Raw genomic sequence first — 18,600 nt, forward strand, 5'->3', positions numbered from 1 at the left:
ACCGAACGGTCAGGAAATCCGCGCGAGCCTGCATAGGCGTTTACGCAGGGTTCAGGACGGGACATTCGGGCTGTTTTAAAAAGGCCATCTGCGTTGCAGGTCGCGTGAATCAAGGCATGTTCACTTTACTTCGCTTAAAGTGATGGTCGTCCCGAACCCCTTGGAGCGCTGCATGACACCCGCACTGGATTTGCTGAAGAAAAATCGCGCCGAACACCGCATTCATAGCTACGAACATGATCCGAAAGCGGCGTCATACGGGTTGGAGGCTGCGGAAAAGCTGGGGCTGGACGCCGCGCGGGTTTTCAAGACACTGCTGGCCAGCACCGAAAAGGGCGAGCTGCTGGTTGCGGTAGTGCCGGTCGTCGGAACGCTTGATCTAAAGGCCTTGGCGAACGCTGCCGGGGCGAAAAAAACCGAAATGGCGGACCCTGCGGCAGCTCAGCGCTCTACCGGATACCTGTTGGGGGGCATCAGCCCACTGGGTCAGAAGAAGCGTCTGCGCACCTTCATCGACGAGACGGCGCAGCTTTTTGAAAGCATTTATGTCAGTGCCGGGAGGAGGGGGCTTGAGGTTGAGCTGACGGCAGCGGTGCTGGCCGAGCATACGCAGGCCAGGTTTGCTCCTATTGGTCGCGAATAAACCTGGCGTCAGCCGGCCGCGTACGCAGCAACACTGCCCTGGGCGGCGAACAGCACCAGATGATCAGCCGCTACCCGAATCCCGACTTCCTCGCCCTGGCGGTGGTCGGCATGGCTGGGGAAAATGGCTTCAAGCTGGCTGCCCGTGGGCAGTTGCAAGCGATACAGGGTCGATGCACCCTTGAACGTGCGGCCGATGACCCGCGCTTTAAGATCGCTGTCCGGTGCGTAGACAATGTCGTCCGGTCGCAGCAACACATCCACGGCGCTGCCACGCACACCCGGATAAGCGCGATTGCCGCGCAACACGCCAAGTTCGGTGTGCACCGATTCCGGCTCGATCATCTGCCCGCGTATGAAATAACCCTGGCCGATGAAGCTGGCAACGAACGGCGTCTGCGGTTCGTGATACAGGTTGTAAGGCGTGTCCCATTGCTCCAGACGGCCTTCCTTGAATACCCCGACATGATCGCTGACAGCGAAGGCTTCTTCCTGATCGTGAGTCACCAGAATGGCGCTGGTGCCACGCGCTTTGAGAATGTCGCGCACTTCATGGCTCAAGCGCCGACGCAGCTCGCCGTCCAGATTGGAGAACGGCTCGTCGAGCAACAGCAACTGTGGCTCGGGTGCCAGCGCTCTGGCCAACGCCACACGCTGTTGCTGCCCGCCGGACAGCTCGTGAGGGTAGCGTTTACCCAGTGCACCCAGGTTGACCAGCTCAAGCAATTCACCGATCACCTGATCCAGGCGCGGGTGCTGGCGAATACCGAATGCAATGTTGTCGGCAACGCTCAGGTGCGGGAACAGTGCGTAGTCCTGAAACACCATGCCGATGCGGCGTTTTTCCGGTGCCAGGGTCCAGCCGGGACGGGAAATGACGTCGCCCGCCAGGGTGATCTCGCCCGCATGTATCGGCTCGAAACCGGCTATCGCACGCAATGTGGTGGTCTTGCCGCAGCCCGACGAACCCAGCAGGCAACCGATATCACCCGCGTTGAGGTGCAGGTTCAGATCCTGCACCACACGTTGGTTCTGGTAGCCGCAGGCCAGGTTACGCAGGTTCAGCAGCAATTGACTCATGCGGGCTGAAAGCACGGAGCGACGAGAAATTCCAGCAGCGCTTTCTGTGCGTGCAGGCGATTTTCGGCCTGATCCCAGGCGACCGACCGCGCGTCGTCCAGCAGGTCGACGCTGATCTCTTCGCCTCGGTGAGCCGGCAGGCAGTGCATGAACAACACGTCCTTGTCGGCCAGATCGAGCAGTGCGCGCGTTACCTGAAACGGTGCGAACAGCGCCTTGCGCCGAGCGGTTTCCTCTTCCTGGCCCATGGAGGTCCAGACGTCGGTGCTCACCAGGTGGGCGCCAGCGACTGCTGCTTTCGGGTCGCGAACCACTGTCACCCGCTCGCCAGCCAGCGCGAGGAATTCAGGGTTGGGCTCGTAGCCGGCAGGGCAGGCGACACGCAACTGGAAGTCGAACTGAATCGCCGCTTCTATATAGCTGTTGCACATGTTGTTGCCATCGCCAATCCACGCCACGGTTTTGCCTTTGATCGAACCGCGATGCTCCAGAAACGTCTGCATGTCGGCCAGCAACTGGCACGGGTGCAGGTCATCCGACAGACCGTTGATGACCGGCACGCGGGAGTTGGCGGCAAATTCGGTCAGATTGTCGTGCGCATAGGTGCGGATCATCACCGCATCGAGCATGCGCGAAATGACCTTTGCGCTGTCGGCAATGGGCTCGCCACGACCCAATTGGGTGTCACGGTGGGACAGAAAAATGGCTTGCCCACCCAGTTGAATCATCCCTGCTTCAAAAGAAAGACGGGTACGTGTCGAGGATTTCTCAAAAATCATCCCCAGCACCCGATTCTTCAGCGGTTCAAAAAGCACGCCGCGATTTCGCAGGTCTTTAAGCTCTACGCCACGACGGATCAAGCCCAGGAGTTCATCTGGGGTGTAATCCATCATCGAGAGAAAGTGCCTGGCGTTCATGATTAACTACCTTTTTTGCAACAGACCGCAGGTTATCAAAGCCGGTTTTTATCGGGAAAACGGGCAAGACCTGCGGCGGAAGCCGCACGAGGCGACGAATAAGAAAGGCGCGATAGTATAAAAAAATGTCGCGTCTTACCAATAGCATGCGTGTTTCGGAAAGGCCGGCTTCACGCGCGCTCCCTTTGCAGAGGGCGATGTGATTCTTTATTGACGGGCGAAAAGTTGACTACGCTAAACAGGCCAATAGCCATCTCTGCTTTTTCCGAAGGCAGCATTTGTACACTGCTCAAATATCGCTTGGCAATTAATACCAATCCTGTAACAGTCACTGCTTACGTGGGCTTGCTTATGCGACGCACGTCACGGGTGTGAAACAGGGACCGTTTCTTTAATGCCGTCCGTGAGTTATAAACGTTGCCGATACACTACTGATCGAGGGGTGGGGAATGGACTCAAAAGAGCATCAATTAACGGAGTTACTCGGGCTGACGGCTCGCACGCTCACCCATCTGACCGCTTCAATGACCTCGATGTCGTTCGAACTGCTGCGCAGCGAAGACGAGGTCACGCGTAATGCCGGGCGACGCATGATTGATCGCATGGCGACCATCAGCTCGGGACTTGACGAGCACTGGCGCCTGATCGGCGACCTGACCGGTATTCACATGGCTCAGGAACAGGTCGAAACCGTGACTGAAATCCAGTTGCAGCGCAAGATCGTCACGCCTATCGGCGGCTGACCCGGCCCGCTCATCGGCCCGCCTGATACGCCCCGATTCACGAGACGAACGTCAGTGGCGCGGGTTATCGCAAGGCACCATAGTCATTGCTCAGCAATCCACCGGATTGCCATGACAAGACCTGAGGCTGCGATGACCCGGACTCAACACTTGCGCGCGTGCCATCTGTGTGAGGCCATTTGCGGCCTTGCCATCGAGACCGTGACCGAGCCGGGCGCTGCCCCGCAGATCACTTCGATCAAAGGCGACCCGCTGGACACCTTCAGCCGTGGTCACATCTGCCCCAAGGCTGTTGCGCTGCAAGACATTCAGAACGACCCCGACCGCCTGCGCCAACCGATGCTGCGCACAGGTGATCAATGGCAGCCGATTGAATGGCAGGCCGCATTCGACCTGGTCGCCGAGCGGCTTTACGCCATTCAACAGCAACACGGGCAAAACGCCGTAGCGGTTTATCAGGGCAATCCCAGTGTGCACAATTACGGGCTGATGACCCACAGCAATTACTTTCTCGGCCTGCTCAAGACGCGTAATCGTTTCTCGGCGACCTCGGTTGATCAGTTGCCCCATCACCTCACCAGTTTCCTGATGTACGGCCACGGCATGCTGCTGCCGATTCCAGACATCGATCACACAGACTTCATGCTGATTCTGGGCGGCAACCCGTTGGCGTCCAATGGCAGCATCATGACCGTGCCGGACGTCGAAAAGCGTCTGAAAGCCATTCAGCAGCGCGGCGGCAAGCTGGTGGTGGTCGACCCGCGTCGCAGCGAAACGGCGGCCATCGCCGATCAGCATGTGTTCGTGCGCCCCGGTGGCGATGCGGCGCTGCTGTTCGGGTTGCTCAATACCCTGTTTGAAGAGGGCCTGACCCGCGAAAGTCATTTGCCTGTCGACGGTCTTGATCACGTACGACACAGCATTGCCGGTTTCAGTGCCGAAGCCATGAGTCCGCGCTGCGGCATTGCTGCAGTGCAGATTCGGCAATTGGCCCGGGATTTTGCCGGCGCTGACACGGCGGTGTGTTACGGGCGCATGGGCGTGTCCACCCAGGCTTTCGGCACGTTGTGCCACTGGCTGGCGCAGTTGATCAATCTGGTGACGGGCAATCTGGATCGCGTGGGGGGCACGCTGTGCACGGAGCCTGCGGTTGATCTGGTCAGCTCTACCTCGGGCGGGCATTTCAATGTGTGGCAAAGCCGGGTGTCCGGCCTGCCGGAATACGGCGGCGAGCTGCCGGTGTCAGCGCTGGCCGAGGAAATGCTCGTTGAGGGGCAAGGGCAGGTTCGCGCATTGGTCACCGTGGCCGGCAATCCGGTGTTGTCGACGCCCAACGGACGTCAGCTGGATCAGGCGCTCGAAGGCCTGGAGTTCATGCTCAGCATCGATCTGTACATCAACGAAACCACGCGCCATGCCGACTTGATCCTGCCGTCCACCTCTGCGCTGGAAAACGATCATTACGACACCACGTTCAATACCCTGGCGGTGCGCAACGTCACGCGCTTCAATCTGGCCATTTTCGACAAGCCCGAAGGCGCACTGCATGACTGGGAAATCTTCGTCGGCCTGGCCGCATCCTTTGCCGCCAAAGCCCAGCGCGAACTCAAGCCGACCGTGCCGCCGGCGCAGATGATCGATCGCGTTTTGCGCGCAGGCCGTTACGGCGCAGCATCGCCGCACAACCTGTCACTGGAAACGCTCGCCAGCCATCCGCATGGCATGGATCTGGGCGCCTTGAAGCCAAACCTCACAGATCGTCTGAAAACCGCCAATGGGCGCATTCAGGCGGCGCCAGAGGTGATCATGGCTGACCTTGTGCGCTTTGCAGCCGATGCAGGGCCGAGGTTTGGTGAAAAGGCAGGCCAATTGTTGCTGATTGGCCGTCGCCACGTGCGCAGCAACAACTCGTGGATGCACAACTATCACCGACTGGTGAAAGGCAAGCCGCGCCATCAGTTGTTGATGCACCCCGACGACCTGAATCACCGCGGCCTGAGTGACGGGCAGCAGGTCAGGGTCAGTTCGCGGGTGGGTGTGATTGAGGTCGAGGTGTTGGGCAGTCTGGACATGATGCCGGGTGTGGTCAGCCTGCCACATGGCTGGGGCCATTCGCGTTCGGGAGTGAAAATGGAGATCGCCCGCAACCAGCCCGGCGTCAGTGCCAATGACCTGACTGACGAACGGCAACTCGATGAGCTGTCCGGCAATGCGGCGTTAAACGGCGTGCCGGTGCAAGTGGCATCGTGTTAAGGCTCAAGACAGAGCGTCATGCTCGGGATTTAGTTACAATGCGCCACCGTGCCGACAACTGAGTCGGATATTTCAGCCGAGGTGCTCCATGGATATCATCGAAACAATCAAAGAGCAGATTGCCAGCAACACCATTCTGCTTTACATGAAAGGCGCTCCGAACGCTCCGCAATGCGGCTTTTCGGCCAAGGCTTCTCAGGCCTTGATGGCGTGCGGCGAAAAGTTTGCCTACGTCGACATTCTGCAAAACCCTGAAATCCGCGCCAACTTGCCAAAGTACGCCAACTGGCCGACTTTCCCGCAACTGTGGGTGGCCGGTGAGCTGGTCGGCGGCAGCGATATCATCACCGAGATGATGGCTGACGGCTCGCTGCAGACCTTGGTCAAGGAAGCTTCGGCCGCCAAAGCCGAGTAAGGCCTTGCGCTCCAGCGTGGCGTTACAGACAAGAAAAAGCCCGCTCTCTACTGAGGCGGGCTTTTTCATTGCGGCGCGATCGGTGAATCAGTCACCCATCTGCGACTGCAGGTAGTTCTCGATACCCACTTTGACGATCAGACCCAGTTGGGTTTCGAGCCAGTCGATCTGCTCTTCCTTGGGCTCAAGGATATCTTCCAGCAGCTCACGGCTGCCGAAGTCACCTACCGTCTCAAAGTGGGCGATGGCGGCTTTAAGATCGGCCAGGCCTTTCTGCTCGATCTTCAGGTCGCACTCCAGCATTTCCTTGGTGTGCTCGCCGATCAGGATCTTGCCCAGGTCCTGCAGGTTTGGCAGCCCTTCAAGAAACAGCGTGCGCTTGATCAGCTTGTCAGCGTATTTCATCGCGTGGATGGACTCTTTGTACTCATGGCCGCCGAGCTTTTTCAGACCCCAGTCTTCGTACATGCGCGCATGCAGAAAATACTGATTGATGGCGACCAGCTCGTTACCGAGGATCTTGTTGAGATGCTGGATGACTGTAATGTCGCCTTTCATGTTCGAGGTCCTGCCGGTGGCTTGTGTATATAAGCGCCGAGTGTGAGCCGCAGCCAAACGCCTGTCAAACCTAAGTTGTTGAATAATAAGTGAATTTAAATAGGAATAAGAATGTTTGAGTTCCGCATCTTGACGCTAAGCGCTTGAATTACAGGCATAAAAAAACCGGACTGTGTGTCCGGCTCTTTAAAAGAGGGGGGTTAAGCGGCTGAAAATTCTGTTGAATAAGCCAGCGCCGCATGACTGCTTTGCAGTTCGGTCAGTGTGTCGCGTACCACTTCCTTGGCCAGACAGGCGCACTTTCCACATTTACTCGCAACGCCCAGCGTTTCGCGGACCTCACGATAACTGCAGCAGCCCTCGAGAATCGCTTCCCGGATTTGACCGTCTGTTACACCTTGGCAAAGACAAACATACATAAGCTATTGACCGTCGCTGGTTTATTGCTTGGTGCCGAGGAGCTTAATGTTAATGAGAATGCTTGTCAAAACTGTTTTGGGTTCGATTCAGCTACGGCGATGAGTGGTCGCCTGGCCTTGGCACTTTGCAGCAGGCATGAAAAAACCGGCACAAGGCCGGTCTGTTCACTGACCTGTCAGGCTTCAATCGTCGAAGTCTTCCCAGCCGCCCATCTCTTTCCAGCGGTTGACGATGCCGCAGAACAGCTCGGCGGTCTTTTCGGTGTCGTAGCGGGCCGAGTGGGCTTCGCGGCCGTCGAAGTCGATCCCGGCGGCCTGGCAGGCCTTGGCCAGCACGGTCTGACCGTAGGCCAGGCCTGCGAGGGTAGCGGTGTCGAAGCTTGAGAACGGGTGAAACGGGTTGCGCTTCATGTCCATTCGCGCGACGGCGGCGTTGACGAAGCCCAGGTCGAAGCTGGCGTTGTGGCCGACCAGCACGGCGCGTTTGCAGCCGTTGGCCTTGAGGGCCTTGCGCACGCCACGGAAGATATCGTTCATCGCGGTTTCTTCGCTGACCGCCATGCGCAGCGGGTGGTCAAGCTTGATGCCGGTGAACTCCAGCGCGGCCGCTTCGATATTGGCGCCCACGAAGGGCTCGACGCGGAAGAAATAGGTGTGTTCAGGGAACACGAAGCCTCGTTCGTCCATGCCGATGGTCACCGCAGCGATCTCCAGCAGGGCGTCGGTGGCGGAATTGAAACCGCCTGTTTCTACATCGACGACCACGGGCAGGTAGCCGCGAAAGCGTGCTGCCATCGGGTGACGGGAACCGCCGCCACCGCCGTGGCCTTCGTGTTCTTCGTCAAAATGATCTTCACTCACGCGTGTTCCTCCAGACGCCAGCGCAGTGTTTCACCCGCGCGCAGCGGAATAACGGTCAACTCGCCAAACGGCAGGCTGGTAGGGGCGGTCCACTCGTCACGCACCAGCGTGATGGTGTCCTGATTGGCGGGCAGGCCGTAGAACGCCGGACCGTGAAGGCTGGCGAAGCCCTCCAGCTTGTCCAGTGCGTTACGTTGCTCGAAAGCTTCTGCATACAGCTCGATGGCCGCATAGGCGGTGTAGCAACCGGCACAACCGCAGGCGTTTTCCTTGGCATGCTGGGCATGTGGTGCCGAGTCGGTGCCCAGGAAGAACTTGCCGCTGCCGCTGGTGGCCGCGTCAAGCAGGGCAACCTGATGCGTATTGCGCTTGAGAATCGGCAGGCAGTAAAAGTGCGGACGAATCCCGCCGACCAGCATGTGGTTGCGGTTATAAAGCAGGTGGTGCGCCGTGATGGTCGCTGCGACGTTGGCCGAGGCTTCGTTGACGAACTGCACGGCATCGCCGGTGGTGATGTGTTCAAACACCACTTTGAGGGTCGGGAAGCGTTCGACGACACGGCGCAGGTGCTCGTCAATGAACACTTTTTCGCGATCGAACACGTCGATCTCGCCGCGTGTCACTTCCCCGTGCACCAGCAGCAGCATGCCGACTTCGGCCATTGCCTCGAGGGCCGGGAAGATCTTGTCGATGCTGGTGACACCGGAATCCGAGTTGGTGGTCGCACCGGCCGGGTACAGCTTGGCCGCATGGACAAAGCCGCTGGCCTTGGCCGTACGAATGTCTTCGGGCGTGGTCTGGTCAGTGAGGTAAAGCACCATCAACGGCTCGAAGCGGCTGCCGGCCGGGCGTGCAGCCAGAATACGCTGGCGATAGGCGTCGGCTTGCTGTGCGTTGCGAACCGGAGGCACGAGGTTGGGCATGATGATTGCGCGGCCAAAAGTTCGCGCTACGTCGGTAACGGTATGAGGCAAAACAGCTCCGTCACGGAGGTGAATGTGCCAGTCGTCGGGACGCAGGAGGGTCAGGCGGTCAGACATTGGGGATTCCAGGCGGGTCAAACTCGCAGGGAATGCTACCGGAAAAGACTCTCTCCGGCATCCGCTATCAAGTTTTGCATGAAGTTACCGATAGCCCCCTTGTAAGGAAGTATTTTTTGTTTCGCGTTCATTTCCAGTGGAGCCTCCCGTGCGCCAGCGATATTTAGCCCTGCTCAGCCTGTTTGCCAGCCTCCCTGCGATGGCTATCAGTTTCCAGACGCGTCTGGAGAGCATTGAGTGGAAGGTCGAAGGCGATCAGTTCGAGTGCCGCCTGACGCAACCGATCACCGATTTCGGTGCCGGTGAGTTCGTGCGCCGCGCGGGAGAGCAGGCGACTTTTCGCCTTAAGGCTTCCTACAACATGCTGGGCAATGGTTCGGCGACCCTGCTGGCTGCCGCTGCACCGTGGCAGCCAGGTCGTGGCGATATCAACCTGGGATCGGTGCGCGTCAGCAATGGCGATATTCCGTTCAACACTTCCCAGGCGCAGGCCGGGCGCCTGATCAGCGGTTTGATGGACGGACGCAGTCCGCTCATTCGTCACTACAACCGCGACGGCGGCCAGATGGAAGTGCGTCTGCTGCCCGTCAAGTTCAGCAAGGCCTTCAGCGACTATCAGGCCTGCACCGCCAAGCTTTTGCCCATGAATTTCGATCAGGTCAAACAGGCCGAAGTGGGTTTTCCTGGAGGCGGTATCGAGCTGGATGCCAATGCCAAGGCGCGTCTGGACAACATGGTGGCTTACTTGAAGGCCGACCCGACGGTCAACCGTATCGAGCTGGACGGCCATTCGGACAACAGCGGCAATCGCCTGACCAACCGTGACCTGTCCCGCCGTCGTGCGCTGGCGGTCATGGATTACTTCAAGGCCCAGGGCATCCCCGAGCAGCAGATCACCCTGCGCTTTCACGGCGAACGCTACCCGCTGGCGCCCAACACCAATAACGCCAATCGGGCGCGCAACCGGCGCGTTAACGTGCATCTGGAACGCGTTGCGCCCGACGAACGCCCGGTGCCGGTCGCCTCTTCGGCGAGTGCTGCGCATACGTCCTGAGCCATCAGGCACGCCTTCGCCAAACGTCGCCTTGTCGTCACAAGCTGTCGCGCCCCTGTAAATTTGCTGGTTTGAACGGTAGAATCACTGGTTTTCCGTACAACCCGGTGGAGTGATGGCATGGCGGACGTAAACAAGGTAGTTCTCGCGTATTCCGGTGGCCTGGATACTTCGGTAATCCTCAAGTGGCTGCAAGATACGTACAACTGCGAAGTGGTGACCTTTACCGCTGACCTGGGTCAGGGTGAAGAAGTCGAACCGGCACGCGCCAAGGCTCAGGCCATGGGCGTGAAAGAAATCTACATCGATGACCTGCGCGAAGAGTTCGTGCGCGATTTCGTGTTCCCGATGTTCCGTGCCAATACCGTCTATGAAGGCGAGTACCTGCTGGGCACTTCCATTGCTCGTCCGCTGATTGCCAAGCGTCTGATCGAGATCGCCAACGAAACCGGCGCTGACGCCATTTCCCACGGCGCAACCGGTAAAGGCAATGACCAGGTACGTTTCGAGCTGGGCGCCTACGCGCTCAAGCCGGGCGTCAAGGTGATTGCTCCGTGGCGTGAATGGGACCTGCTGTCGCGCGAAAAGCTGATGGATTACGCCAAGAAGCACAATATTCCGATCGAGCGTCACGGCAAGAAGAAATCCCCGTACTCGATGGATGCCAACCTGCTGCACATCTCCTATGAAGGCGGCGTGCTGGAAGACACCTGGACCGAGCACGAAGAAGACATGTGGCGCTGGACCAAGTCCCCTGAGGACGCGCCAAACGTTGCAACCTACCTCGAGCTGACCTATCGCAATGGCGACATCGTCGCTCTGGACGGCGTCGACATGACCCCGGCTACCGTACTCGCTACGCTGAACCGCATTGGCGGCGAAAACGGTATCGGTCGTCTGGACATCGTTGAAAACCGTTACGTGGGCATGAAGTCCCGTGGTTGCTACGAAACCCCGGGCGGCACCATCATGCTGCGTGCTCACCGCGCCATCGAATCGATCACCCTGGACCGCGAAGTCGCCCACCTCAAGGACGAATTGATGGTCAAGTACGCCAGCCTGATCTACACAGGTTACTGGTGGAGCCCTGAGCGTCTGATGCTGCAACAGATGATCGACGCGTCCCAGGTGCACGTGAACGGTGTTGTGCGTCTGAAGCTGTATAAAGGCAACGTGATCGTTACTGGCCGCAAGTCCGACGATTCACTGTTCGACGCCAACATCGCCACCTTTGAAGACGACGCAGGTGCCTACGATCAGGCCGATGCAGCGGGCTTCATCAAGCTGAATGCGTTGCGCATGCGTATCGCTGCAAACAAAGGCCGCAAGCTGTTCTGATTGCGCCTGACTGTTTGAAACGTGCAGCCCTTTGCGGGGCTGCGCTTCGAACTTCTGGATGACCCCCAAGGTGTTTCAATTTCAGCGTGGCGTACGTCCTGCTGCACGCCGTGCCTTTTTGGGCGTGTCGCAAAGACGTGTGTGTTCCTCTGGTGCAGACCCGGGGAATGCTGGCGTCGGTATCAGAAAACTCAGGATGTCGTCCGTTGTGACGCCATGACGTTTCATTAACAACTTCAGTCGATTATCAAATTCAAGTTCCTGGACAAGTTGCTCATCGCACTTGAGTTCGTCAAGTCGTTGTTGCAGCGTTCTCAGCGCGTTTTCAGTATTGCGAAACTCTTTCAGTATCGACAAGGTGTGACCTGTTGGGCGTTTAGGTGTGAGTCAAAAAAATCGGCGGATTCAGTGGTTTTTTGCCGACACAGGCCAGCCTGTTTTCCCTGGACAGTAAATGCGTATGTAAAGAAGCCTAACCCTGTTTTCCCACGATTGATCGACGCCTATCAAGTGTCAAAAGACTTGTGTGTCACATACTGTTTAGTCATTGATGGTCTTCTTACACTGCACAGTGAAAAACGTGCAGGCGGTGATGTGTTTTCCTACAGCGTCTGTCGAATATAAAAACAGCGTGATCGGCAATTTCTATAGCGTCGCTGTTATTTATCGCACAGGGCATCTGTTTTGATACCGAGCACTCAAGGCGTATCACTTTCCCTCTGTTGCCTGAACTCGAATCGATAGGCTTTGCCGATATCCCATACCTGACGCAGGCTCAGGTCGAGTACCTGCGCAATTTCCGACACGGTGTAGCCCAGCGCCGAGTAGTGCATGGCGTGGCCGGCAACCACATCGTCGACATCCGTGGCGTCATGACGGGCCTCGCGCCTGATCGCGAGCATTGGCTGACTGGAACGTATTCTCACACCGTTCTCCGTGGCCAGCTGGCGAACATCTTTTTTAGTCATGCGTAATGAATACTGCAACGCTGTAACGCCTGCGCCTTTGGCGGCAAGGCACTTCAGTAATGCAACTTTGCCAGCGATTTCGTCCCTGGCTTCTTCCGTCGGCGTGGCAGGGGTGGGGGACGCGTTCATTGATTCCGCTGTTTCACCGTCGGGTATGACTGCAATGACGCCTCCCTCGGCGACAAAGGTTTCTACCGCGCTGAGCAAGTCAGAAGCTGTGTTTTTTCTTGAAGACGAACGAGGATGTTTGATGTTCATGGTATATCCCTTTTTGAACATGGTTATGCACAGGGCCTATTCAAAAGAGTGGTCAGACGCCGTGAGGGTTTTCAAAAGGCAAAGTGCCGGGTCGGCCCTATACGTATTACCCTGATCCCTGTGATTCCTGTGAGGCAAGAAAGTGTATGTAAGTGCTGTGGCTCACGAATAAGACAGGTGCGCTTGTGACGGCATATTTTATAAGGTTGCGTGTGCTGGACAGCATTAAATAATGAAGTTGCTGTCAAAAAAGTAACGACTGGTAATAAAATTTGCAAGTGAAAAATGGTGTGTTGCAAGAATTGATTGAGAGGCTCTTATAAGGTCTTACATGTTTTATTATCGCTTCTGCGAATTCTGTAGTACGTTTCCTAATCAGTCGATTGTGTCTGGATTTGAAATGAAAAATGGTATTTGCTACTTGTCGAATGAGCTATTTTTGGTCTTGAATGATGTAGGGGGCATGCTATGGTGCGTGTAAGATTTTACGACAGCAGGAGTTTTGATGAAGGGTGCTTGACCTTGCGCCGTTGGGCCTTTCAGGTGGCGTTGGGCGTTTGCATTGCGCGCTGTATTTGTGGGATTTTTCTCTAGGTCTTGTAGGGTTTTTCCTTAAATACATATTTGTGCACTATTCTGTTCTTGATGTGTAATTTTTAGTCACCGGTTACGTATGTAAAGCGTGAGTATCACTCATCAATTATCGATCAGGGGGTTGCGGACGAAAAACCCGGAGGCAGGCCTCATCAGTCATAAGGATAAATGCGTTTATATAGGTGGGTGGTCAATGTCCGGCGTCGCATGCCCCTTGCAGGCGTGCGGTCAGGCTGAGGAGGCGCGAAGGCGGCAGCGCTTCTCGGTTTGTCGTCAGTGGTGTGCTCCAGGCAATGACCTGGCAAGTTTTATGTATTGCGTTGCTGGCGATAAGCCATGCATCGATCGTTATGCGCGCTGATATAGCGACAGTCTGGCGATGCTTTTAACAGATGCAGCGCGATTTTTTCGGAACATGAAAAGTTCGGTCTGGTCTCGCTGAATCATTTATCTACTGGCGCAGCGGTGCCTACAGGCGCGCGCCCAGCAGCAATAATTCACCAGGTTCCCAAAAGGAAGGCTCTGTGAAAATTAATAAAAAATGCACTTTATTGCCAAGTTTTGTAGGAAGTTTCTGCTGTAATTGTAGGAAAGGTCTTTGGCTGCAACTCCACAAGAGTGAGCGCCATGCAAAGCAGTAAACGACTAAGTTATTGTGCTGGCTCTGAAAATTCGAATAGCGAAAAATGGACTGCCCATGAATAAAGTGCTGATCGTGGATGATCATCCCGTCATTCGCCTTGCTGTGCGCATGCTGATGGAGCGTCATGGCTATGAGGTCATCGCGGAGACTGACAACGGTGTGGATGCGCTGCAACTGGCACGTGAGCACCTTCCGGACATCGTCATCCTTGACATTGGTATACCCAAGCTAGACGGGCTGGAGGTTATCGCTCGTCTGTCAGCCATGACATTGCCGTTCAAGGTGCTGATTCTGACGTCTCAGGCACCCGGCCACTTCTCGATGCGTTGCATGCAGGCAGGCGCTGCCGGGTATGTCTGCAAGCAACAGGATCTGACCGAACTGCTCAGTGCTATCAAGGCTGTGCTGTCAGGGTACAGCTACTTTCCCAATCAGGCATTGCACACGGTTCGTTCCAGTATGGGGAACGCGAGCGAATCGGACATGGTTGACCGTCTTTCCGGCAGGGAAATGATGGTTCTGCAGCAACTGGCCAGAGGTAAAACCAACAAGGAAATTGCAGACGGCATGTTTTTGAGCAACAAGACGGTCAGTACCTATAAAACGCGTTTATTGCTCAAGCTCAATGCGCATTCGCTGGTCGATCTGATCGAGCTTGCCCAGCGCAACGGGCTTGTCTGAAGCAGGTCTGGCCCTGAGATCCAGGCGTGCTTGCCAGACGGCGAGCCGCCGCCCCCCCTGTAACGAGCCTGTTTTTTGCGAGAGGCGAGCAGGCTTGTTCTTCGATTGCTTACAAGTCGAAATCGTAATCTGCCAACTGCTTTTGCAGGCGCCGTTCTTCAAGCAGATTGTCGATGGTGCGTCGCTTGCTCAGGTTGGTCTTGGCCGGTTCGATGGCCGGGGGGTCGGCTTCATCGGTGTCAGCGACGACAAGGTCATCATCTATGTCCAGTTGCTGATTGTCAGCACTCATAAAGTTGACTCCAGGGCTGTGACTCTCTGGCGCCTCTTATATCGGCAAACTACCGGCGGGTAAAAAAGATTTTTTCAATCGATGAGACAGCAACCACCTTGCTGCCTCAATCGTCGGAAGTCTTGTCTTTGAAATCACACAGGTCTTCGATGCGGCAACTGCCGCAGCGGGGCTTGCGCGCCTGGCAAACGTAGCGTCCATGTAAAATCAACCAGTGATGGGCATCGAGCAGGTAGTTCTTCGGCACGAATTTCATCAACTGCTTCTCCACCTCCACCACATTTTTTCCCGGAGCAATGCCTGTGCGGTTGCTGACGCGGAAAATGTGCGTGTCGACAGCCATGGCGATCTGCCGGAAAGCAGTATTGAGCACGACATTGGCCGTTTTGCGGCCTACGCCCGGTAGCGCCTCCAGGGCTTCTCGGGTATCGGGCACTTCGCCGTTGTGCAGTTCCACCAGCATTCGACAGGTTTCGATCACGTTTTTGGCTTTGCTGTTGTAGAGGCCGATGGTCTTGATGTATTCGGACAGCCCCTCAACGCCCAATTCGTATATCGCCTGCGGTGTGTTGGCAACCCGGTAAAGCCTGGCCGTGGCCTTGTTGACGCTGACGTCAGTTGCCTGGGCCGAAAGAATCACGGCGATCAGCAGCTCGAAGGGTGTGGTGTAGGCCAGTTCGGTTTTAGGGTCCGGATTGTCCTCATGCAGCCTGCGAAAGATTTCCTGACGTTTTGCGGCATTCATGGAAGGAGCGTTTCCTCGGGATCGGTCAGAGTGGGCGTCGGCAGGAGGGCTTCGAGTGCCTGTTCGGCGGCTTCGTATTCGCGCTGTAGCTCTAGAAGCCTGGCAGCCTGCTCCGCAACCGGAGGGTGTCCAAAAGCCTTTAGCGACTTGTTGAGCTGCGCGCGACTCATGGCCAGCGCAATCCTGGCTTTTTTCAGCGCTTCATCGGGTGGTGCGGGCTTGTCGCTTCGCACGGACGTCGTGGCAGATTGAGGTGCGGCGTCACGAATGGATTCGGCTCTCTGCGCCCTGGCAAGACGTTCTGCCAGTCGCATCTGCTGCTCGCGTCGCAAGCGTGCATTGCGTGACTCAAAGCGCTGTCGGGCATGGCTGCGCTTGCGCAGGCGAGCGTGTTGCAGGTCGGCAGTAGGTGCCAGGCCGCCAACAATCGGGGTGACGTTGGCCAGTGGCAGCGCATGCATTTCAATGCAGTCCACCGGGCAAGGGGCGACGCACAGGTCACAGCCCGTGCATTCATCGATAATCACGGTGTGCATCAGCTTCGCCGCACCGAGAATCGCATCGACCGGGCAAGCCTGAATGCATTTGGTACAGCCAATGCACTCTGCTTCGCGAATGAAGGCAACCTGCGCAGGCGCCTCGCCGCGTTCCTTATCCAGTGGCAGGACCGGAACTGCGAGCAGTTCGGCCAGCTGGATAATGGTTTCGTCACCGCCTGGCGGGCATTTGTTGATGGCCTCGCCACCCGCAATGCCCTCGGCGTAGGGCTGGCAGCCGGAGTGGCCGCACTTGCCGCACTGCGTCTGCGGTAATAGGGCGTCGATACTCCGGATCAGGTCCACGTCGGGAAGCAAGCGAATCAATTCAGTCATGATAGTGCCAGATGGCCATCAGGTGTTCTGTCTGTTCAGGGCGCCGTATTATCGGCCATATCGGGGTGCTTGCGAATGCACAAAGGCCCGGTATCCGCTGTCATCGAGCGAATACCGGGCCTTTGCCTGCTTACTTGATGCGTTGGCCAGGCTTGGCACCGCTGTCCGGGCTAAGCAGGTAGATCTCTTCACCGCCAGGGCCAGCCGCCATCACCATGCCTTCCGAGATGCCGAAACGCATTTTTCGTGGCTTGAGGTTGGCGATCATCATGGTCAGACGACCTTCCAGCTTCGACGGGTCGGGATAGGCGCTCTTGATGCCGGAAAAAACATTGCGCTGCTCGTCGCCGATGTCCAGCGTCAGGCGCAACAGCTTGTCGGCGCCCTCCACGTGTTCGGCCTTGAGAATCAATGCCACGCGCAGGTCTACCGCAGCAAACGCGTCAAAGTCGATTTCCGCCGACAGTGGGTCCTTGGCCAGTTCGCCATTGCCGGCAGGAGCAGCGTCCGTCGATGTGTCGGTGGCTGTCAGGTCTTCCTTGGACGCCGCGGCCATGGCTTCTACCTTAAGTGGATCTATGCGCGTCATCAGTGCCGAAAACGGATTCAACTGATGATGGGTCAGCAAGGTCTTGTGGTCGTCCCAGGTCAGCGGCGCGACGTTGAGGAATTTCTCTGCGTCAGCGGCCAGGTTCGGCAGTACCGGCTTGAGGAAAATGACCAGTTGGCGGAACAGGTTCACGCCCAATGCGCAAACGGCCTGGACCTCATCCTGTTTGCCTTCCTGCTTGGCCAGCGCCCAAGGCGCTTTTTCTGCGATATAGGCGTTGGCACGGTCGGCCAAGGCCATGGTTTCGCGCATGGCACGGGCAAAATCGCGCGCCTCATAAGCGTCGGCGATGCTCGGTGCTGCCGCCAGGAAGGCATCGGTCAGTTCGGGAGCAGCATTGGCGTCGACCATCACACCGGCGTTGCCCTTGTGAATGAACCCGGCGCAGCGGCTGGCGATGTTGACTACCTTGCCGATCAGGTCGGAATTGACCTTCTGCACGAAGTCCTCGAGGTTCAGGTCCAGGTCGTCTACGCCACGGCCCAGTTTGGATGCGTAGTAGTAGCGCAGGTACTCGGGCGGCAGATGATCGAGGTAGGTGCGCGCCTTGATGAAGGTGCCACGCGACTTGGACATTTTCTGGCCATTGACGGTCAGGTAGCCATGAACGTTGACGCCGGTCGGCTTGCGCAGGTCGGCTCCTTCAAGCATGGCCGGCCAGAACAGGGCGTGGAAGTTGACGATGTCCTTGCCGATGAAGTGGTAAAGCTCGGTGGTCGCGTCCTTGCCCCAGTACGCATCGAAGTCCAGGTCCGGACGACGTGCGCAGAGGTTCTTGAAGCTGGCCATGTAGCCGATCGGCGCATCGAGCCAGACGTAGAAGTATTTGCCCGGCTCGTCGGGGATTTCAAAGCCGAAATACGGCGCGTCGCGGGAGATGTCCCACTGTTGCAGGCCGCTGTCCAGCCACTCGGCGATCTTGTTGGCGACGGCGTCCTGCAACGTGCCGCTGCGCGTCCAGCTTTTCAGCATGGTGTCGAAGGCTGGCAGGTCGAAGAAGAAGTGCTTTGAATCCTTGAGTACTGGCGTGGCCCCGGAAATCGCCGATTTAGGGTCTTTCAGGTCAGTGGGGGCGTAGGTCGCGCCGCACTTTTCGCAGTTGTCGCCGTACTGGTCCACGGCCGCGCATTTCGGGCAGGTGCCTTTAATGAAGCGGTCGGCCAGGAACATTTTCTTTTCCGGGTCGAAATACTGGGTCACCGAACGCGTGGCGATATGGCCGGCATCGCGCAGACGCGTGTAGATCATGCTCGACAGCTCACGGTTTTCGTCCGAGTGCGTCGAGTGGAAATTGTCGAAGTCCACCAGGAAGTCGGCAAAGTCGGCGCTGTGTTCGGCCTTGACGTTGTCGATCAGTTGTTCCGGGGTGATGCCTTCTTTTTCTGCGCGCAGCATGATTGCCGAACCATGGGCGTCGTCCGCGCAGACATAAATGCATTGGTTGCCGCGGTGCTTCTGGAAACGCACCCACATGTCGGTCTGGATGTACTCGAGCATGTGGCCAAGGTGAACGGGACCATTGGCATAGGGCAGGGCGCTGGTAACGAGAATCTTGCGTGGCTCGGACATGGGGCTCGGCTACTTGAAGTGAAACGGAGATCGGCCACTATAAAGGTC

The 18,600-nt window shown here is 57.2% G+C and carries 19 protein-coding genes; 7 read left to right on the plus strand and 12 right to left on the minus strand.

What is annotated here, in order from left to right; translation table 11 throughout:
• Nucleotides 1-172: 172 nt before the first annotated feature.
• Complete coding sequence (ybaK, locus tag QRN38_RS10510; RefSeq protein ID WP_005764836.1) at nt 173-643, plus strand: Cys-tRNA(Pro) deacylase; 471 nt, start codon at nt 173-175, stop codon at nt 641-643.
• Between the two features lie 8 nt (nt 644-651).
• On the opposite strand, the gene QRN38_RS10515 is transcribed toward ybaK, so the two are convergent.
• Nucleotides 652-1,722, minus strand: coding sequence for an ABC transporter ATP-binding protein (locus QRN38_RS10515; protein ID WP_044390643.1), 1,071 nt, complete (start codon nt 1,720-1,722; stop codon nt 652-654).
• A complete protein-coding gene (argF, locus tag QRN38_RS10520) occupies nt 1,719-2,639 on the minus strand; it encodes an ornithine carbamoyltransferase (RefSeq protein ID WP_011104892.1) in 921 nt (306 codons plus the stop codon). Before argF ends, QRN38_RS10515 begins: the two co-directional genes overlap by 4 nt.
• A gap of 449 nt (nt 2,640-3,088) precedes the next feature.
• Here argF and plzR point away from each other — a divergent pair, with 449 nt between their 5' ends.
• The 3 genes from plzR to grxD all read left to right on the plus strand — a co-directional run bounded on the left by plzR (nt 3,089) and on the right by grxD (nt 6,050).
• On the plus strand, nt 3,089-3,382 hold the full coding sequence (gene plzR / locus QRN38_RS10525; RefSeq protein WP_007246626.1) for a PlzR type 4 pili assembly inhibitor: 294 nt from the start codon (nt 3,089-3,091) through the stop codon (nt 3,380-3,382).
• Nucleotides 3,383-3,514: 132 nt separating this feature from the next.
• The gene (locus tag QRN38_RS10530; RefSeq protein ID WP_057418177.1) at nt 3,515-5,635 is read left to right on the plus strand and encodes a molybdopterin oxidoreductase family protein; all 2,121 of its coding nucleotides are present in this window, start codon (nt 3,515-3,517) and stop codon (nt 5,633-5,635) included.
• An 88-nt stretch (nt 5,636-5,723) separates the two neighbouring features.
• Nucleotides 5,724-6,050 carry a Grx4 family monothiol glutaredoxin gene (gene grxD / locus QRN38_RS10535; RefSeq protein ID WP_004396490.1) on the plus strand — a complete coding sequence of 109 codons (327 nt, stop codon included), beginning with the start codon at nt 5,724-5,726 and terminating at the stop codon, nt 6,048-6,050.
• An 87-nt stretch (nt 6,051-6,137) separates the two neighbouring features.
• Here the strand turns inward: grxD and bfr are convergent, their stop codons facing one another.
• From bfr to pyrC, 4 genes are all read right to left on the minus strand, one after another.
• Complete coding sequence (gene bfr, locus QRN38_RS10540; protein WP_002554851.1) at nt 6,138-6,608, minus strand: bacterioferritin; 471 nt, start codon at nt 6,606-6,608, stop codon at nt 6,138-6,140.
• Nucleotides 6,609-6,808: 200 nt separating this feature from the next.
• Nucleotides 6,809-7,027 (minus strand): bacterioferritin-associated ferredoxin, encoded by a 219-nt coding sequence (locus QRN38_RS10545; RefSeq protein WP_004396478.1) that lies wholly within the window; start codon nt 7,025-7,027, stop codon nt 6,809-6,811.
• A 183-nt stretch (nt 7,028-7,210) separates the two neighbouring features.
• Nucleotides 7,211-7,888, minus strand: a complete 678-nt coding sequence (gene rnt, locus QRN38_RS10550; protein WP_005764850.1) for a ribonuclease T — start codon at nt 7,886-7,888, stop codon at nt 7,211-7,213.
• Nucleotides 7,885-8,928, minus strand: a complete 1,044-nt coding sequence (pyrC, locus tag QRN38_RS10555; RefSeq protein ID WP_057418176.1) for a dihydroorotase — start codon at nt 8,926-8,928, stop codon at nt 7,885-7,887. Before pyrC ends, rnt begins: the two co-directional genes overlap by 4 nt.
• A gap of 148 nt (nt 8,929-9,076) precedes the next feature.
• On the opposite strand from pyrC, the gene QRN38_RS10560 reads away from it, so the two are divergent.
• Nucleotides 9,077-9,982, plus strand: coding sequence for a flagellar protein MotY (locus QRN38_RS10560; protein ID WP_005764856.1), 906 nt, complete (start codon nt 9,077-9,079; stop codon nt 9,980-9,982).
• A gap of 120 nt (nt 9,983-10,102) precedes the next feature.
• A complete protein-coding gene (locus QRN38_RS10565; RefSeq protein WP_057418175.1) occupies nt 10,103-11,320 on the plus strand; it encodes an argininosuccinate synthase in 1,218 nt (405 codons plus the stop codon).
• Between the two features lie 81 nt (nt 11,321-11,401).
• Here QRN38_RS10565 and QRN38_RS10570 read toward each other — a convergent pair whose 3' ends face one another.
• Nucleotides 11,402-11,677 (minus strand): hypothetical protein, encoded by a 276-nt coding sequence (locus QRN38_RS10570; RefSeq protein WP_011104890.1) that lies wholly within the window; start codon nt 11,675-11,677, stop codon nt 11,402-11,404.
• A 341-nt stretch (nt 11,678-12,018) separates the two neighbouring features.
• Complete coding sequence (locus QRN38_RS10575) at nt 12,019-12,546, minus strand: hypothetical protein (protein ID WP_162839059.1); 528 nt, start codon at nt 12,544-12,546, stop codon at nt 12,019-12,021.
• A gap of 1,291 nt (nt 12,547-13,837) precedes the next feature.
• Here QRN38_RS10575 and QRN38_RS10580 point away from each other — a divergent pair.
• Complete coding sequence (locus QRN38_RS10580; RefSeq protein ID WP_002554843.1) at nt 13,838-14,464, plus strand: response regulator transcription factor; 627 nt, start codon at nt 13,838-13,840, stop codon at nt 14,462-14,464.
• Nucleotides 14,465-14,573: 109 nt separating this feature from the next.
• Here the strand turns inward: QRN38_RS10580 and QRN38_RS10585 are convergent, their stop codons facing one another.
• The 4 genes from QRN38_RS10585 to metG form a co-directional block, all read right to left on the minus strand.
• Nucleotides 14,574-14,756: a PA3496 family putative envelope integrity protein gene (locus tag QRN38_RS10585; RefSeq protein WP_005764859.1), complete on the minus strand. Its 183-nt coding sequence runs from the start codon at nt 14,754-14,756 to the stop codon at nt 14,574-14,576.
• A gap of 106 nt (nt 14,757-14,862) precedes the next feature.
• Complete coding sequence (gene nth / locus QRN38_RS10590; protein ID WP_057418174.1) at nt 14,863-15,501, minus strand: endonuclease III; 639 nt, start codon at nt 15,499-15,501, stop codon at nt 14,863-14,865.
• Complete coding sequence (gene rsxB, locus QRN38_RS10595; RefSeq protein WP_007246633.1) at nt 15,498-16,373, minus strand: electron transport complex subunit RsxB; 876 nt, start codon at nt 16,371-16,373, stop codon at nt 15,498-15,500. The genes nth and rsxB overlap by 4 nt, the downstream gene beginning before the upstream one ends.
• A gap of 130 nt (nt 16,374-16,503) precedes the next feature.
• Entirely contained in the window at nt 16,504-18,552 is a 2,049-nt protein-coding gene (metG, locus tag QRN38_RS10600) for a methionine--tRNA ligase (RefSeq protein WP_005764864.1), read from the minus strand.
• Nucleotides 18,553-18,600: the final 48 nt, after the last annotated feature.

This window comes from Pseudomonas sp. CFBP2511, assembly GCF_030209255.1.
Lineage (GTDB): Bacteria > Pseudomonadota > Gammaproteobacteria > Pseudomonadales > Pseudomonadaceae > Aquipseudomonas > Aquipseudomonas avellanae.

What these genes read in the sequence shown, in the direction of transcription:
- QRN38_RS10530 (WP_057418177.1), top strand. Translation starts at nt 3,515, where the DNA reads ATGACCCGGACTCAACACTTGCGCGCGTGCCATCTGTGTGAGGCCATT.
- ybaK (WP_005764836.1), top strand. Translation starts at nt 173, where the DNA reads ATGACACCCGCACTGGATTTGCTGAAGAAAAATCGCGCCGAACACCGC.
- QRN38_RS10545 (WP_004396478.1), bottom strand. Translation starts at nt 7,027, where the DNA reads ATGTATGTTTGTCTTTGCCAAGGTGTAACAGACGGTCAAATCCGGGAA.
- QRN38_RS10565 (WP_057418175.1), top strand. Translation starts at nt 10,103, where the DNA reads ATGGCGGACGTAAACAAGGTAGTTCTCGCGTATTCCGGTGGCCTGGAT.
- grxD (WP_004396490.1), top strand. Translation starts at nt 5,724, where the DNA reads ATGGATATCATCGAAACAATCAAAGAGCAGATTGCCAGCAACACCATT.
- QRN38_RS10585 (WP_005764859.1), bottom strand. Translation starts at nt 14,756, where the DNA reads ATGAGTGCTGACAATCAGCAACTGGACATAGATGATGACCTTGTCGTC.
- nth (WP_057418174.1), bottom strand. Translation starts at nt 15,501, where the DNA reads ATGAATGCCGCAAAACGTCAGGAAATCTTTCGCAGGCTGCATGAGGAC.
- argF (WP_011104892.1), bottom strand. Translation starts at nt 2,639, where the DNA reads ATGAACGCCAGGCACTTTCTCTCGATGATGGATTACACCCCAGATGAA.
- QRN38_RS10575 (WP_162839059.1), bottom strand. Translation starts at nt 12,546, where the DNA reads ATGAACATCAAACATCCTCGTTCGTCTTCAAGAAAAAACACAGCTTCT.
- rsxB (WP_007246633.1), bottom strand. Translation starts at nt 16,373, where the DNA reads ATGACTGAATTGATTCGCTTGCTTCCCGACGTGGACCTGATCCGGAGT.
- QRN38_RS10515 (WP_044390643.1), bottom strand. Translation starts at nt 1,722, where the DNA reads ATGAGTCAATTGCTGCTGAACCTGCGTAACCTGGCCTGCGGCTACCAG.
- QRN38_RS10580 (WP_002554843.1), top strand. Translation starts at nt 13,838, where the DNA reads ATGAATAAAGTGCTGATCGTGGATGATCATCCCGTCATTCGCCTTGCT.
- bfr (WP_002554851.1), bottom strand. Translation starts at nt 6,608, where the DNA reads ATGAAAGGCGACATTACAGTCATCCAGCATCTCAACAAGATCCTCGGT.
- plzR (WP_007246626.1), top strand. Translation starts at nt 3,089, where the DNA reads ATGGACTCAAAAGAGCATCAATTAACGGAGTTACTCGGGCTGACGGCT.
- pyrC (WP_057418176.1), bottom strand. Translation starts at nt 8,928, where the DNA reads ATGTCTGACCGCCTGACCCTCCTGCGTCCCGACGACTGGCACATTCAC.
- metG (WP_005764864.1), bottom strand. Translation starts at nt 18,552, where the DNA reads ATGTCCGAGCCACGCAAGATTCTCGTTACCAGCGCCCTGCCCTATGCC.